Origin of the sequence: Pseudoalteromonas sp. T1lg22 (assembly GCF_002964645.1) — a bacterium.
Classification (GTDB): domain Bacteria; phylum Pseudomonadota; class Gammaproteobacteria; order Enterobacterales; family Alteromonadaceae; genus Pseudoalteromonas.
The window spans coordinates 145,456-161,691 of record NZ_PQBY01000002.1; the positions used below are offsets into that span (position 1 = coordinate 145,456).

Consider the following 16,236-nt stretch of genomic DNA (forward strand, 5'->3'; position numbering starts at 1 on the left):
CTTTCTTTTATACTTTGCGATTATTACTCGCCTTGCGGTGCCATTGGCTTACGCAGTACTTCCGCTTGCGCTTCCAGCGCTTCTACGAAGGTCTGGTAGTTTTTGTTAGCCAACTGCATGGTCAGGCTTTGCTTGATCTGCTCGTTCACCTCGGTTTCGCTCGGCGTGTTTACCGACTTAAGCGCTACCAAGGCTACGTTGCCGTTATTAAGCTCAACCAAATCAACCACAGGAGCCGTATCTGGGTGCGCCAGTTTGAACACCTGCTGAGTCAATGCTGGCGGTACGCTAAAGGTACGGCGCGTTAGCTTATCTTCACTTTGTAGCTCCACACCAGCTTGCTCTGCTAAGGTAGCGATTGCTGTGCCCGCTTGTAGCTCAGCGAATAGAGTCTCGGCCTGCTCTTTGGCAAGCGCTGAGGCTTTTTCTGCTACCAGGATATTTTTAATTTGCTCACTTACCTGGGCCAATTCTTTGGTAGCCGCCGGCTTGTGCTCAACAACACGCACTACCACAACATGCTCACTGCCCAGCTCTAACACTTCAGAATTAACACGGTCTTCAAGCAGCTCTGGCGAGAAGATAACTGAAGCAACATTAGGCTGATTTAGCGGTGCAGGCAGTTGCGCACGCGCTAGCAAGTCTGTGGTTTGCACAGTAGCGCCAATGGCAGTTGCCGCATCTTCCAGGCTATCCGATACTTCAAACGCCAGCTCTGCAAGCTCGGTTTGCTTCTCGTAATAAATGTCGGCTTTTTCTACTTTCTCAAGCTCGCTGCGGATCTCAGGCTCAACATCGGCTAAGGCCTTGCTTTCACCCGGCTGTAAGTCGGTTAGTTTAATGATGTGATAACCAAACTCAGATTGAACTACCTCTGAAAGCTGACCCACCTCGGTTAGGGCAAATGCAGCGTTTTCGAAGTCAGGGTCAAGCATGTCGCGCTCAATCCAATCAAGATCACCACCTAGCTCGGCACTCACTATGTCATCTGACTGAGTTTCAGCAAGCTCGGCAAAGTCGGCACCCTGTTGTAGTTGTGCAAGCAGCTCTTCGGCTTTTTGCTCGGCCGCAGCGTCGTCTTCGCTGTTCTCAATTAGGATATGAGCAACACGGCGCTTTTCTGGCTCGCTGTACATAGCAATATTCTGCTGATAATACTCAGCAATTTGCTCGGCGCTGATAGGCGCTGCTAATTCAAGATTGTCGGCGTTAAGCTCAACGTAAGCCACTTTAACCTGCTCAGGAGCTAAGAACTGCGCCTGGTTCAAGTCATAGTAGTTTTGAATTTCTTCATCGCTCACGGTCACCGTTTCTTTGTACTTGGCATTATCAAGCACTAAGTAATCGATGGCACGTTCTTGCTGCTGCAGACCAACCGCTTGGCTTAGTTCGTTACTAAGCGTGAAGTCGGTACCAGCCAAGGCGCTTACCAGTTGTGAGCGGGTCATTTCTTTACGAAGAAACTCGCGGAAGTCATCGGCCTGGTAACCCATTTGACGCATTACCTGAAGGTAACGGTCGTTGCTGAACTTGCCGCCAAACTGGAAGGCAGGCATGTCTATAATTGCTTTACGTACTTCTGCGTCGCTGATGCGTAAACCCATTTCTGCCGCTAATTGCGATTGTAGTTCTTGTTGGATTAAGCGATCGATAACAGACTGGCGAAGTTGTGCCATAAAGCTTGGGTCATTGGCTAGTTGCGCAAAGTATTCACCGAATTGCTGCTCTTGACGAGCGCGTTCGTTGTCGAATGCTCTGGCAAAGTCGCGCTGCGTGATTTTTACCCCGTTCACCTCAGCGACGGATTGCTCGGTAGTCTGACCTAAGTAGCCCCCGATCCCTGCCAAAGCAAAAGATAAAATCACTAGCCCTAGAATGATTTTGGCCGCCAAGCCTTGCGAGCCTTCTCTGATTTTTTCTAGCATTTATCTTTATCTCTATTTATTTAGTACCCCCTCCACTGTGCTTGGTTTTTGCCTCGCAATAAAGTGAAGGATATAAAAAAAGCGTATCTTAGCAGATACGCTTTTTCACTTGAAGCTAACAATCGTTTTCCGTTTGCTAGCAATTCAAGCTTCGCAAATTAATTAACTGCGTCTTTAAGCGCTTTGCCTGCTTTGAACGAAGGAATGGTTGCAGCAGCAATTTGAATTTCTTCGCCAGTTTGTGGGTTACGGCCGGTGCGAGCAGCACGCTCACGTACAGAAAAAGTACCGAAACCAACTAGAGCAACTGAATCGCCATCTTTAAGTGCATTTGATACTGACTCAATGAATGAATCCAACGCACGACCGGCAGCCGCTTTAGAGATATCAGCATCAGCTGCGATTTGATCGATTAATTGAGACTTATTCACAATATCATCCCCTTACATTGTTATTATCCAGAGCGACTCAGCTTGTGAAAAATGTTCAGCTGGAGAGCATCTCTGTGCTATTTAATTTAGAAAAGAACGCATCCTTTCCAAACGCCTTAATCGTCTTGAAACCTAGGCCACATAAGGCCTAGGCTCAAATCCAGTGCCTAACTTATCACACCTTAGTGATTTGAAAAGCCCTTTGAGAGATTTTTTTACTATTTTCACTCACTTTTTGCGCAATCAGCGCTAAAACGCGCAATTGGCTGGGCTAAAGCTATCTCCAACACCTGGTCAATCCACTGCACAGGGTGAATAGACAGGCCTTCGCGCACATTTTCGGGGATCTCTTTTAAGTCGCGCTCATTCTTTTGCGGAATGATCACCGTCTTAATACCACCTCGGTGTGCCGCCAAGAGTTTCTCTTTTAGGCCACCGATAGGCAGGACTTCACCACGCAGGGTAATTTCCCCTGTCATGGCAACATCCGAGCGCACCGGGTTACCGGTCAGACTGGAAACCAAGGCGGTGACCATGGCGATACCTGCACTTGGGCCGTCTTTTGGCGTTGCCCCTTCCGGCACGTGCACATGAATATCACGCTTTTCATGGAAATCCGCGTTAATGCGCAGCTTCTCAGCGCGGTCGCGCACTACCGTCATGGCCGCTTGAATCGACTCTTTCATCACATCGCCCAAAGAGCCGGTATAGCTTAGCTTGCCCTTGCCCGGTACCGCCGATGATTCTATGGTCAGCAAATCACCGCCCACTTCGGTCCAAGCCAAACCTGTTACCTGACCAATGCGGTCATCACCTTCGGCCTTACCATAGTCGTGGCGCTGCACCCCAAGGTATTCCTCAAGGTTGCTCTCGTCTATGGTGATATGCTTCAGGCTCTTATCAAGCAGGATGTTTTTCACCGCTTTACGGCACAGCTTAGAGATTTCACGCTCAAGGCCACGCACACCCGCTTCACGCGTGTAATAACGAACAATACCGATAATGGCGCTGTCGTCTATGGTCAGCTCGTTTTCCTTTAAGCCGTTACGCTTGATCTGTTTAGGAATAAGGTGCTGCTTGGCGATATTGAGCTTCTCGTCTTCGGTGTAACCGGACAGGCGGATCACTTCCATACGGTCCAACAAGGGGCCAGGAATATTAAAGCTGTTCGAGGTCGCCACGAACATCACATCCGACAGGTCGTAATCCACTTCAAGGTAATGATCGGCGAAGGTGCTGTTTTGCTCCGGATCTAATACCTCAAGCAATGCCGACGACGGGTCGCCACGCATATCCGATGACATCTTATCGATTTCATCAAGCAAGAACAGCGGGTTGCGTACGCCCACCTTGGTCATATTCTGGATAAGCTTACCCGGCATAGAACCTATGTAGGTACGACGGTGACCACGGATCTCCGCTTCATCACGGACCCCACCTAAGGCCATACGCACATATTTACGACCGGTGGCACGCGCAATACTCTGCCCCAGTGAGGTTTTACCCACCCCCGGAGGACCAACCAAACACAAAATAGGCCCTTTAAGCTTATTGGTACGCTGCTGCACCGCTAGGTATTCAATGATGCGGTCTTTGACCTTTTCTAAACCGTAGTGGTCGGCATCAAGGATTTTCTGCGCCCCGGCCAGATCTTTTTTCACCTTGGATTTTTTCTTCCACGGTACATTGGTGATGGTTTCTATGTAGGAGCGCACAACCGTGGCTTCTGCCGACATAGGCGACATCATTTTCAGCTTTTTGAGCTCGGCCATGGCTTTTTCTTCGGCCTCGGCCGGCATGCCCGACTCGGCAATTTTCTTTTGCAGCCCTTCGAACTCGTCCGGCACATCGTCAAGCTCGCCAAGTTCTTTTTGGATGGCCTTCATCTGCTCGTTGAGATAATACTCACGCTGCGATTTTTCCATCTGCTTTTTCACTCGGGCGCGGATCTTCTTCTCGACCTGCAGCAGATCGATTTCGCCTTCCATCATGGCCATCAGGTATTCCAAGCGCTCGGTGACATCACTGATCTCCAGCACCTTTTGCTTTTCCGGCACCTTAATCGGCATATGCGCGGCCATAGTATCGGCCAAGCGCGCCGGCTCTTCGATACCAGATACCGAGGTCAATACCTCAGGCGGGATCTTTTTATTCAGTTTTACATAGCCTTCAAACTGGCTTATCGCACTGCGAATAAAGATTTCATGCTCACGCTCATCAATATCGCTGGAGGGAATATATTCAACCTCGGCAACAAAAAAATCGTCTTCTTGGGTGTATTTTTCGATACGCGCACGCTGCGTGCCTTCAACCAGCACCTTAACCGTGCCGTCAGGCAGCTTTAATAGCTGTAATACGCTGGCAACCGTACCTACGGTATAAATTTCATCACTGGTTGGATCGTCCACCGAGGCGTCTTTTTGCGCCACCAGGAAAATTTGTTTGTCATTCTCCATCGCTGCTTCAAGGCAACGAATGGATTTTTCACGACCGACGAATAGCGGGATCACCATGTGGGGATACACCACCACGTCCCTTAAAGCCAGTACAGGAATCTCTACGCGATCCGTTCTTTCAAGCGTCATGCTAACTCTCTTCGGACTTCTTAAAATTTAATGATTACCCAAGTATATGGGGATTGGCTGGGCAAAGTTCAACAAATTTATAAAAAAAGGAGCCTGAGGCTCCTTTTTATTTAGAATTGCTTATTTTTTACACCACTTCATTGAAATGAAAGGGTATTATTCAGAAGCAGCCTTATCCTGATTATTGTTCTCGTAGATAAGTATGGGGTCTGATTCACCCTTGATCACGGTTTCGTCGATCACCACCTTGCTGACATCTTCCATCGACGGCAATTCGTACATGGTATCAAGCAATACGCCTTCTACGATTGAACGCAGACCACGGGCACCGGTTTTACGCTCCATCGCTTTGTGAGCAATGGCTTTAAGTGCGTCTTCACGGAACTCGAGCTCAACATTTTCCATCGCAAAAAGCGATGCAAACTGTTTAGTCAGTGCGTTTTTCGGCTCATTCAAGATTTGGATAAGGGCATCTTCATCGAGCTCGGTTAATGTCGCAACCACAGGCAGACGACCGATAAACTCAGGAATCAGACCATATTTAACCAGATCTTCCGGCTCGACATCTTTAAATGATTCGCTCAGACTGCGCTCGGCGCTGCTCGATTTCACATCGGCGCCAAAACCAATTCCGGTATTCTTAGCGCTGCGTTGCTCGATAACCTTATCAAGACCGGCAAAAGCACCACCACAGATAAATAGGATCTTAGAAGTATCAACCTGCAAGAATTCCTGCTGCGGATGCTTACGGCCACCTTGCGGTGGTACCGAGGCTACCGTGCCTTCAATCAGTTTCAATAAGGCCTGCTGTACACCCTCACCAGATACATCACGGGTGATAGACGGGTTATCAGACTTACGAGAAATCTTATCGATTTCATCGATATAAACGATACCACGCTGTGCTTTTTCAACGTCGTAATCGCATTTTTGCAATAGTTTCTGGATGATGTTTTCAACATCCTCACCCACATAACCGGCTTCGGTTAAGGTGGTGGCATCGGCCATGGTGAAAGGCACATCCAATAGGCGCGCCATGGTCTCGGCTAGCAGGGTTTTACCACTACCGGTAGGACCGATAAGCAGGATATTACTCTTGCCTAGCTCAACACCGTCACTGTTACCAGCGTTGCGCAGACGCTTATAGTGGTTATACACAGCAACCGACAGTACTTTCTTGGCGTGTTCTTGGCCAATTACATAATCATCGAGGTGAGAGCGGATCTCTTTAGGAACCGGCAACTTGTCGGATGCGCTCGCCTTAGGTGCGATATCCTTAATTTCTTCCCTGATGATGTCGTTACACAGGTCAACACACTCATCACAAATATAAACGGATGGGCCTGCGATCAACTTACGTACTTCGTGCTGAGATTTACCACAAAACGAGCAGTACAGCAGTTTACTTGTCTTTTCGCCGTCTGTTGGTTTATCGGACATTCAGCTACCTCATTCTTTACGCTACGAGCTTTATTACATTGTAGCAAATGGACTTCTTAAACAAATATACCAAACTTTGCGGCGCATTGCGCCGCCAATTGGTTATAAGCGCGGCAATTAGATTACTTGGCGCGTCGGTCGAAAACAGAGTCAACCAAACCGTATGCAACCGCTGCATCGGCATTCATAAAGTTATCACGGTCGGTATCATTGGCGATTACATCCAAAGGCTGACCCGTGTGCTCTGCCATCAATCTATTTAGCTTATCTTTGATAGACAGGATTTCTTTAGCGTGAATTTCAAAATCAGACGCCTGACCTTGGAAGCCACCCAGCGGTTGGTGGATCATCACGCGTGAGTTAGGCAGACAATGGCGTTTACCCTTGGCACCACCTGAAAGTAAAAATGCGCCCATGCTGGCTGCTTGACCTACACACAAGGTGCTAACGTCAGGCTTGATAAAATTCATGGTGTCGTAGATAGACATGCCCGCAGTAACTGAGCCACCTGGAGAGTTGATATACAGGTGAATGTCTTTTTCTGGGTTTTCTGATTCTAAGAATAGCAACTGGGCCACAATCAGATTGGCCATATGGTCTTCAACCGGACCCGTTAAAAAGATGATTCGCTCTTTAAGAAGGCGCGAGTAGATGTCATAAGAGCGTTCACCCTTAGCGGTTTGCTCTACCACCATGGGAACTAATGCGTTAATCGGATCTGTCATACCATTGTTCATTATTACTTGATTCCTTAATGAGCGACACAAACTAAAATGGCTCGGTGCTTTGCGAGCAAAGCATACGAGCCATTTAAACGTTGCTTGTAACTTAAGTCAACGACTTATTGAGCCGCCTGCGGGTTCATGATGTCGTCGAACGCAGTTTCTACGTCAGTTACTTTAGCTTTCTCAACGATTGCGTCAATCGCTTGCTCTTCCATGGCAACGTTGCGCATTTGCTGCATTAGTTGCTCATTAGCTTTGTAGTACTCAACTACTTCACTTGGATCTTCGTAAGCAGAAGCCATAGTGTTGATTAGCTCTTCAACTTTAGCGTCGTCAGGCTTGATTTCGCCAGACTTGATCACTTCACCTAGAAGTAGACCAGTTTTAACGCGCTTGATAGCTTGCTCTTGGAAAAGCTCAGCTGGAAGCTCAGGCATGTTTTGTGCGTTGCCGCCAAAACGCTGTGCAGCTTGCTGACGAAGTGCGTCGATTTCTTGTGCGATAAGCGCTTTAGGCACTTCGATTTCGTTTTGTGCTAGAAGACCTTCGATAGCCTGCTCTTTTACCTTAGCTTTAACAGCTTGGCTAAGCTCACGGCTCATGTTCTTCTTCACTTCTTCTTTAAGAGCGTCAACGCCACCTTCGGTGATACCGAATAGTGCTGCGAACTCTTCGTTAAGTTCAGGAAGCTCTTGTACTTCTACTTTCTTCACAGTGATAGTGAACTGCGCGTCTTTACCTTTTAGGTTTTCAGCGTGGTACTCTTCTGGGAAAGTTACATCGGCAACAACTTCTTCACCGGCTTTCTTACCAACGATGTTGTCTTCGAAACCAGGGATCATACGACCTTGGCCAAGCTCAAGTGGGAAGTTCTCAGCTTTACCGCCTTCGAACTCTTCACCGTCGATAGTACCAACGAAGTCGATAGTAACGCGTGCATTGTCGCCAGCAGCTTCTTCAGACTCAGTCCATGAAGCGTGTTGCTTACGTAGCGTCTCTAGCATGTTAGCTAAGTCTTCGTCTTTAACTTCAACAACTGGTTGCTCAACTTCGATGTTCTCTAGGCCTTTAAGCTCAACTTCTGGGTAAACTTCAAAAGTAGCTTCAAACTCTAGGTCTTTACCTTCTTCTAACGCTTTAGGAGCGAAAGTAGGTGCACCGGCTGGGTTGATTTTTTCAGCGATGATGGCATCGATGTAGTTGCGCTGCATTAGGTCGCCAGCTACTTCTTGAAGTACAGCGGCGCCAAAGCGTTTTTGGATGATAGAAACTGGTACTTTACCCGGACGGAAACCGTCGATACGCTGAGTTTTAGACAGTTGTTGTAAGCGTTTTTTAACTTCGGTCTCAACGTTCGCTGAAGGAACAGTGATAGTCAGACGGCGCTCAAGGCCTTGAGTCGTCTCAACAGAAACTTGCATGATTTACCTCAATCTTCAAATATGGCGGCTTTGCGCCTTAGTTACATACACGGCGATCGTTTATCATGGCCAATCACGCAAAATGGCAATTTTGCCGCGGTGATGACGGGGGCGATCCCTATGCCTGCACTGCCCTACGGGCACTTATGTTTAACAATAGACGCGGCATTATAACCTAATATTTATAAGAGTCGAGAGCGCAGGCCAAGAAATTAGCGGAACTGCGGCTTTTGCGCCCAGCTTAGCGCATTTTGCATACAGATCACGTCGTAACGACAGCAGATAGGTATAAGCTGATGGTTTCTATGCAGGAGAAAAACTAAAAAGAAAGAATAATTATTTTAATGAGGGGGTAATAAGGTCGCTGACTAGGTTTATTTCTGCGACTGCTGGGTGTTTAGACCCAGTTAATTTTCTTTCTAATAAGAAAGTGGTCGGCGATGCAGGATTTGAACCTGCGACCCCTTGGACCCAAACCAAGTGCGCTACCAAGCTGCGCTAATCGCCGATACTCAAATTGTGTTTTCTAAATATTTTTTCGCTTTCACCTTAAGAAAAGGTGGTCGGCGTTGCAGGATTTGAACCTGCGACCCCTTGGACCCAAACCAAGTGCGCTACCAAGCTGCGCTAAACGCCGATATGCGTATATTTAGAAAAATGGGGCGACTGACGAGACTTGAACTCGCGACAACCGGAATCACAATCCAGGGCTCTACCAACTGAGCTACAGCCGCCACAATAATGGCGCACCCGGAAGGATTCGAACCTTCGACCGACGGCTTAGAAGGCCGTTGCTCTATCCGACTGAGCTACGGGCGCGGTGCAACGAATACTTCTTCGTGTGCTATCAAGTATTACTTTCATCTTGAAAGTGGTCGGCGATGCAGGATTTGAACCTGCGACCCCTTGGACCCAAACCAAGTGCGCTACCAAGCTGCGCTAATCGCCGATACTTGCCGCTGCCTAAGGAATCAAACCTGACCCCTCGTTGACAACGGGGTGCATAATAGTGATTTGACCTGACGAGGTCAAACATTTTTTTCGCCCCAACAGTGCGTTTGCTTATTTTTAACCCGCTTTGTTTAAGTTTTGACGATTTTGTTCGATATTTTATCAATTTAGCCCACAAAACAGTGCTTTCCTTATGGTCACAGCTTGGCTATGCAGCGCTTTTCTGCGAAAATATTGGCCTAGTCCGGTGCGGTAACCCCTTTTTATACCGCATGGGACAAATAAAAGTATTTCGTTCTAATTATGTGTGACTATTTTAGCGCCCCCTAAAGAGCACACTCACCCCAATTGAAGGTTACTCATGACGGCAAACATCATTGATGGTAAGGCAATTGCAAAGCAAGTTCGCGCCCAAGTGGCAGCGCGTGTTGCCGAACGTAAAGAGCAAGGTCTGCGCGCACCAGGCCTGGCGGTTGTACTGGTAGGTCAAGATCCGGCAAGCCAGGTTTATGTAGGCTCTAAGCGTAAGGCATGTGAAGAAGTAGGCTTTGTTTCTAAGTCTTACGATCTGCCAGGCGATACCAGCGAACAACAACTTCTTGATTTAGTTGATCAGCTAAATACCGATCCTGAGGTTGATGGCATCCTAGTCCAATTGCCGCTTCCAGAGGGCCTGAACGCCGAGAAAGTACTAGAGCGTATTACTCCACATAAAGATGTAGATGGCTTCCACCCTTATAATATCGGTCGCCTTGCCCAGCGTATGCCGGCACTACGTCCTTGTACACCAAAAGGTATTATTACCCTGCTGGACTCAACCGGCGTTCGTTACAAGGGTATGCACGCAGTAGTCGTTGGCGCGTCAAACATTGTTGGTCGTCCTATGTCACTTGAGTTGCTACTGGCGGGCTGTACTACAACCGTATGTCATAAGTTCACCCAAGACTTAGAAGCCCATGTTCGCCGCGCCGATGTAGTAGTGGTAGCCGTAGGTAAGCCGGAGTTTATTCCTGGCGAATGGATCAAAGAAGGTGCCTTGGTGATCGATGTGGGCATTAACCGCTTAGACGACGGCACCCTGGTCGGCGATGTGGCCTATGATGTTGCCAGCCAACGCGCCAGCTATATCACTCCGGTTCCAGGCGGTGTCGGCCCGATGACGGTTGCCAGCCTGATTGAAAACACCTTGGAAGCCTGTGAAAACTATCACAGCTAAGGTGATGCGCTAAATTCAAAAAAGGCCAGCTTTAAATGCTGGCCTTTTTGTTTTCCCATCGCGAGCGCAGTAATTGCACCCCTTGCGGCGTTACCGAAAATACTATCATCGCCATCATCAAGGCATATTGCCAACCTTGATACGTCTCGGCCAATAACAGCGCCGCCGTAACAATACCCGCGATGGGATTGGCTATGGTGCCAAAGGTAAACTCCACCACAGACATGCGCCCCAACAGCCATACATATAAGCTGTACGCAACTGCGGTGTTGGGCAGCACCAGCCACAAGACTGCCAACCATTGTTGGCGCTCGATGGGATTTTGCAGCGCCTGATACGCCTCGGGCTCAAGATAAAATGCCTGGATAAGCGCAGCAATTGCAAGCAAGGTGCCGCCAAGGATCAGTTGCCAGGTCAGTACCGTCCACCAATGAATATGCATGGAGAACTTTTGCACCAGGGCACTGCCAACCACTATGCAGAGCAAGGAGGCAAATAACGCCAGCATGCCAATCAGGGTTAAACTCACTTCTTTTGGATCGAACAAGAACCAGGCTAAAAAGACCAGAGCCAGTGCGCAAATGGATTGCACTAAGGCGGGTCTCTGCCCTTTCACCAGCCAAGCATAAAGCAGTGCCACCACAGGTACGGAAACCATGCCAACCCCGGCAATGGCCGCTGGCAAATTAACCGCCATCACAAAGATACAGGCAAAAAACAGGGCGATATTCACCGCAGCCAAAAGCAGCAAGGGGCGCCACTGCCCACCTCTGGGCAAAGAGGGTTTAAGAAGCCACAGCACAACCCCTGCCGGTAAGGCTCGCAAGGCACCAAGTAAAATGGGTGGCCAGTCGGGCATGGCGTACTTGGTGATCGCATAGGTGGTTCCCCATAAGAAGGCGGGGATCATGGCAAGAAAAATATTCATTCGGATTCCTGATTGATAATAACGGCAGCCAGGCTAAAACCTCAAGCTAGCTTGAGGTCAAGACAGAAACGACAAACAAAAACGCCGCGAACAAATGCGCGGCGTTTTTAACAAGGCGTTATACCTTTGCGTTTACGCTTTACGCCAGGTGGTTTTACCGGCGCTGTCTTCCAGCACCACACCCAAGGCCGTAAGCGCATCACGGGCTTCATCTGCCGCCGCCCAGTCTTTGTTCTCACGGGCCACACGACGCTGTTCAATCAGCGCTTCGATGTGTGCCGCCTCATCGTCGTCCTGCTCACCCTGAAGGAAAGCCGCTGGGTCTTGCTGAGCAATACCTAATACTTCCGCCAGCTTAACCAGCAGGTAAGCATGTTGACCCGCCGCTGGAGCATCTTCACCCTTAAGGCGGTTCACTTCTTTTGCCAGCTCGAATAACACAGGCAAGGCTTCCGGCGTATTGAAGTCATCATTCATGGCCGCTTCAAAACGCGCCGCATACTTGTTGCCTTTAAGCTCAATCTCAACCGGCTCAACATCACGTAGGGCTGTGTAGATGCGCTCTAAAGATGCGCGGGCTTGCTCCAGGTTTTCCTGCGAGTAGTTCAACTGGCTGCGATAATGACCATTGATCAGGAAGTAGCGCACGGTTTCACGATCGTAGGCTTTTAATACCTCACGCACAGTAAAGAAGTTGCCTAATGACTTAGACATCTTTTCTTTATTTACCTGCACCATGCCGGTGTGGATCCAGGTTTTTACATAGCGGCCATTGTTAGCACAGCACGACTGGGCAATTTCGTTCTCATGATGTGGGAACTGCAGATCCGAACCACCGCCGTGAATATCAAAGTATTCGCCTAGGTGCTTAGAGCTCATGGCCGAACATTCGATATGCCAGCCCGGGCGACCTTCACCCCAAGGTGACGACCAGCTTGGCTCACCAGCCTTGGCTTTTTTCCATAGCACGAAGTCCAAAGGATCGTCTTTGCCTGCGGCAACTTCAACACGCGCACCGGCCTGAAGCATCTCTAAGTCTTGCTGTGATAGCTTGCCGTAATCATTAAAGCTGGAAACATCGAATAGCACGTCGCCGCTTTGCGCTACATAGGCGTGCTCTTTGGCAATAAGACGCTCGATCATGGCGATAATGTCATCCATATGACCCGTTACCGTAGGCTCGATATCCGGCGCCAAAATATTCAGGGCAGCAAAATCTTCATGCATGGAAGCCGTCATGCGCTTAGTTAAAGCATCGATAGGCTCTTTGTTTTCATTGGCGCGAGCAATGATCTTATCGTCCACATCGGTAATGTTGCGCACATAGGTGACGTCATAGCCAAGGTAGCGAAGGTAACGGTTCATCACGTCGAACGACACATAAGTACGGGCGTGGCCAACGTGGCAATAATCGTAAATGGTGATCCCACACACATACATGTCCACTTTATTGGCATTCAAGGGCTCAAAGTGTTCTTTTTGACGTGAAAGTGTGTTGTATATCTGCAACATTACAAGGGGATCCTATCGGTTATATTAATGGCGCTATCTTACCACCGCACTGGGCAAGCCGCCACCGAACAAAAGACCAAAAGCAACAAATTAAAGGACTTAATGGCCCTATCCTCCCTTAGTCAATTGAGTGTTTCACTGCTGTGAGATAAAATAATCTTTTCACCTCAATACATAGAGAATCATCATGGTTGTACTAGAAACCAATATGGGCACCATCAAGCTGGCGCTATTTGAAGCAGAAGCACCTAAAACAGTTGCCAACTTTTTAAACTACGCCAAATCAGGCTTTTACGATGGCACTATTTTCCACCGTGTTATCGATGGCTTTATGATCCAAGGTGGTGGTTTTACACCAGGTATGGACCAAAAGTCTGTGCAAGACCCAATTGATAACGAAGCCAACAACGGCCTAAGCAACAAAGTGGGCACGGTAGCCATGGCGCGTACGCCGGATCCACATTCGGCCACCGCTCAGTTCTTTATTAATGTGAACAACAACGACTTCCTAAACTTCAGCAGCGAAACGTCGCAAGGCTGGGGTTACTGTGTATTTGCCGAAGTTGTTGAAGGCATGGACGTAGTAGAGAAGATCAAAGGCGTAGCCACAGGCTCTGCTGGCTTCCACCAGGATGTACCACTTGAAGATGTGGTGATCACTAAGGTTACTGTAGAGTAATACTTTAATAAGCGCGGCTCTGTCGCGCTTTTTGCTATTAAGGGCCCCATGAAACGTACGCTGTTTATTTCCGACCTGCATTTGAGCGCCGCTCAGCCAGATATCACCGCCGCCTTCTTTGAGTTTTTAGACACCCATATAGATGCAGATGTGGATGCGCTTTATATTCTCGGTGATTTTTTTGAGGTCTGGGTTGGTGATGATGCCAATGAAGCACTGAGCGATGATATTGCCACAAGATTAAAAGCGATAAGTGATAGTGGCGTGAAGGTCTACTTTATTCATGGCAACCGTGACTTTCTGATCGGCAAGAAATACGCAGCCCAGGCGGGCGTGACTTTACTGCCCGAGCAAAGCGTAATCAACCTCTATGGCACACAAGTGGTGCTGCTCCATGGCGATGAAATGTGCACGCAGGATATCGAATATCAAAAGTTTCGCCGCAAGTCTCGCGGTTGGTGGTGGCCGAGATTAATGCTGGCCATGCCACTTTGGTATCGCCGCCGCGTTGCCCGCAATGCGCGCATTAAGAGTAAAATGAGCCAGAAAAACAAACGCGCTGAGATTTTAGATGTCGAGCCTGGTGCGGTACTGGACACCTTTGCCGCGCATCAGGTGGAACTGATGATCCACGGTCATACCCACCGCCCCGCCATTCATGACCACGGCGGTAAAACCCGGGTGGTACTCGGTGATTGGTATGAGCACAGCTCCTACATAGTGGCCGATGCTAGCGGCCTGACCCTTTGCCATGGCCATGAGCGCGAGCGCCTTTACTTTAAATAGCTCACCGGAAAAAAGATAAGCCCAGGCACAATTAGCGCGTGGGCTTTTTTGTTTTAGTTAGGCGTTTTAAGTTGGCCACTTTTTAGTTAACCGCTAAGCGGCAACGGGGGCGCCACTGTGAAACTTAAAATCCTTATCCGGCGAAGCAATTAACTCCGCTTCCACCTCACCAAAAAACGCGATGCGCTCGGAAATATCCTCACCTGCGAGAGCCGAAGCCAAGGTGAGGTAATCCTGATAATGACGCGCTTCTGAGCGCAGCAGGGAGACATAAAACTCACCCAGACGCGCATCCACATGGGGCGCCAACATGGCAAAACGCTCACATGAGCGCGCTTCAATATAGGCACCACAGATCAGCTTGTCGATCAAAGCCTGGGGCTCATAGGTGCGTACATGGCGCAACAACCCCTTGGCATAACGGCTGGAGGTGATTTTATCGTAGTCGATACCGCATTCCTGCATGATCTCCAGCACCTGATAAAAGTGGTGCAACTCTTCTTTTATCAAAAGCACCATTTTATCTATGAGTTCCTGGCCATAAGGTACGCTGGATTTAGGGATCATGGATTTGTTGAGCTTATTGTGATCGGCAAGAGCGCGCCAATCGCCGACCTGGCGATAGGTAAAGTCTTCATAAGGCTTAAGCCACTGCAATAAGGCCTCACCACTTTGCTCGTCCACCGCATAACGGCGAATAAGATACATGGCGCTCTGCGCGGCTTTAAGTTCACAGATCAGGTGATCGGTCAGAATAATGCGCAGATTTTCCGGCTTTTTCGCTTCTTCAACCCAGGATTGCGGTGTTTCACAGCGCAAAAAAGAATGAATAGGTGCTAATAATTCTTGGTACTTGGCCAGCATAACTTCAATCAATATCTTGGTAATTGGCGCTATTTTACCATATTCATCGCGCGGGGGGACTTTCTTGACAAACCTCTAGCTCTGGACGATACATAAATGAGTGCTGGTGAAAAATAATACAGCCAAAAACCAGTTTATTTAAGGGGTAACTATATGATTCTAAATCATCTTTGGGGCTTGTACGCCCATCCGGTTGAAGAGTGGCAAACCATCGACAACCGCCACGAAAGTCTACTTTACAGCTTATCGCATATTCTACTTATCGCCCTGATCCCCAGTATCATGGGTTATTATTCGGCGGTTCATTTAGGTTGGAGCGTCGGCACCGGCGATCCCGTCTATCTTACTCACGACAGCGCACTGCTTATTGGTGGCGCCATGTATGTGGCCTTGATTGTCGGCGTATTTGCGCTGGCCTATTTGGCTCATTGGATGGCAAAAACCTTCGGTGCCGAGCCGACCTTTACGCAAACACTTGAGCTTGCGGCCTATACCTCAACACCGGTATTTATGGCGGCCTTTGCAGCCTTCTATCCGACCTTGTGGTTTATTGTCTGCGTTGGTTTGGTGGCGCTCAGCTATTCGGTCTATCTACTCTACACCGGCGTGCCAATCTTGATGCATATTCCTCACGAACGCGGTTTTATCTATGCCAGCTCAGTGGTGACCTGTGGCTTGGTGCTCTTAGTGATTATCCTCGCGGCGACCGCTATTTTATGGACCAACGGCATAGTCTCACCTATCTTTAGCTAGCCGCCTTCAGCCGCTAGCAA

The 16,236-nt window shown here is 48.7% G+C and carries 13 protein-coding genes and 5 tRNA genes; 4 read left to right on the top strand and 14 right to left on the bottom strand.

Features of this window, described 5'->3' with window-relative positions:
- Window positions 1-23 precede the first annotated feature (23 nt).
- The 11 genes from C2M24_RS00640 to C2M24_RS00690 form a co-directional block, all read right to left on the bottom strand.
- The gene (locus C2M24_RS00640; RefSeq protein ID WP_105212962.1) at window positions 24-1,925 is read right to left on the bottom strand and encodes a SurA N-terminal domain-containing protein; all 1,902 of its coding nucleotides are present in this window, start codon (window positions 1,923-1,925) and stop codon (window positions 24-26) included.
- Window positions 1,926-2,083: 158 nt separating this feature from the next.
- Complete coding sequence (gene hupB, locus C2M24_RS00645; protein WP_105199131.1) at window positions 2,084-2,356, bottom strand: nucleoid-associated protein HU-beta; 273 nt, start codon at window positions 2,354-2,356, stop codon at window positions 2,084-2,086.
- A 224-nt stretch (window positions 2,357-2,580) separates the two neighbouring features.
- A complete protein-coding gene (lon, locus tag C2M24_RS00650; RefSeq protein WP_105212963.1) occupies window positions 2,581-4,941 on the bottom strand; it encodes an endopeptidase La in 2,361 nt (786 codons plus the stop codon).
- A gap of 156 nt (window positions 4,942-5,097) precedes the next feature.
- Window positions 5,098-6,381: an ATP-dependent protease ATP-binding subunit ClpX gene (gene clpX / locus C2M24_RS00655; RefSeq protein ID WP_105199129.1), complete on the bottom strand. Its 1,284-nt coding sequence runs from the start codon at window positions 6,379-6,381 to the stop codon at window positions 5,098-5,100.
- Window positions 6,382-6,503: 122 nt separating this feature from the next.
- The gene (clpP, locus tag C2M24_RS00660; RefSeq protein WP_105199128.1) at window positions 6,504-7,118 is read right to left on the bottom strand and encodes an ATP-dependent Clp endopeptidase proteolytic subunit ClpP; all 615 of its coding nucleotides are present in this window, start codon (window positions 7,116-7,118) and stop codon (window positions 6,504-6,506) included.
- A gap of 104 nt (window positions 7,119-7,222) precedes the next feature.
- On the bottom strand, window positions 7,223-8,527 hold the full coding sequence (gene tig, locus C2M24_RS00665; RefSeq protein WP_105199127.1) for a trigger factor: 1,305 nt from the start codon (window positions 8,525-8,527) through the stop codon (window positions 7,223-7,225).
- 431 nt (window positions 8,528-8,958) lie between these two features.
- Window positions 8,959-9,035, bottom strand: a tRNA-Pro gene (locus C2M24_RS00670).
- A gap of 52 nt (window positions 9,036-9,087) precedes the next feature.
- Window positions 9,088-9,164: transfer RNA gene (locus C2M24_RS00675), tRNA-Pro, on the bottom strand.
- A gap of 21 nt (window positions 9,165-9,185) precedes the next feature.
- Window positions 9,186-9,261: transfer RNA gene (locus C2M24_RS00680), tRNA-His, on the bottom strand.
- Between the two features lie 8 nt (window positions 9,262-9,269).
- Window positions 9,270-9,346, bottom strand: a tRNA-Arg gene (locus tag C2M24_RS00685).
- A gap of 53 nt (window positions 9,347-9,399) precedes the next feature.
- Window positions 9,400-9,476: transfer RNA gene (locus C2M24_RS00690), tRNA-Pro, on the bottom strand.
- Window positions 9,477-9,839: 363 nt separating this feature from the next.
- Between C2M24_RS00690 and folD the strand changes: the two genes are divergently transcribed.
- Window positions 9,840-10,694 (top strand): bifunctional methylenetetrahydrofolate dehydrogenase/methenyltetrahydrofolate cyclohydrolase FolD, encoded by an 855-nt coding sequence (gene folD, locus C2M24_RS00695; RefSeq protein WP_105199126.1) that lies wholly within the window; start codon window positions 9,840-9,842, stop codon window positions 10,692-10,694.
- A gap of 31 nt (window positions 10,695-10,725) precedes the next feature.
- Here folD and C2M24_RS00700 read toward each other — a convergent pair whose 3' ends face one another.
- Together C2M24_RS00700 and cysS are read right to left on the bottom strand one after the other, a co-directional pair.
- Complete coding sequence (locus C2M24_RS00700; protein ID WP_105212964.1) at window positions 10,726-11,622, bottom strand: DMT family transporter; 897 nt, start codon at window positions 11,620-11,622, stop codon at window positions 10,726-10,728.
- Window positions 11,623-11,754: 132 nt separating this feature from the next.
- Window positions 11,755-13,134, bottom strand: coding sequence for a cysteine--tRNA ligase (gene cysS / locus C2M24_RS00705; RefSeq protein WP_105212965.1), 1,380 nt, complete (start codon window positions 13,132-13,134; stop codon window positions 11,755-11,757).
- A gap of 187 nt (window positions 13,135-13,321) precedes the next feature.
- Here cysS and C2M24_RS00710 point away from each other — a divergent pair, with 187 nt between their 5' ends.
- Both C2M24_RS00710 and C2M24_RS00715 read left to right on the top strand, forming a co-directional pair.
- Window positions 13,322-13,813, top strand: a complete 492-nt coding sequence (locus C2M24_RS00710) for a peptidylprolyl isomerase (RefSeq protein WP_105199123.1) — start codon at window positions 13,322-13,324, stop codon at window positions 13,811-13,813.
- 48 nt (window positions 13,814-13,861) lie between these two features.
- Window positions 13,862-14,599 carry a UDP-2,3-diacylglucosamine diphosphatase gene (locus tag C2M24_RS00715; protein WP_105212966.1) on the top strand — a complete coding sequence of 246 codons (738 nt, stop codon included), beginning with the start codon at window positions 13,862-13,864 and terminating at the stop codon, window positions 14,597-14,599.
- Between the two features lie 93 nt (window positions 14,600-14,692).
- Here the strand turns inward: C2M24_RS00715 and miaE are convergent, their stop codons facing one another.
- Window positions 14,693-15,463 carry a tRNA isopentenyl-2-thiomethyl-A-37 hydroxylase MiaE gene (gene miaE, locus C2M24_RS00720; RefSeq protein ID WP_105199121.1) on the bottom strand — a complete coding sequence of 257 codons (771 nt, stop codon included), beginning with the start codon at window positions 15,461-15,463 and terminating at the stop codon, window positions 14,693-14,695.
- 153 nt (window positions 15,464-15,616) lie between these two features.
- Here miaE and C2M24_RS00725 point away from each other — a divergent pair, with 153 nt between their 5' ends.
- Window positions 15,617-16,216, top strand: coding sequence for a Yip1 family protein (locus C2M24_RS00725; protein ID WP_105212967.1), 600 nt, complete (start codon window positions 15,617-15,619; stop codon window positions 16,214-16,216).
- The last annotated feature ends 20 nt before the right edge of the window (window positions 16,217-16,236 follow it).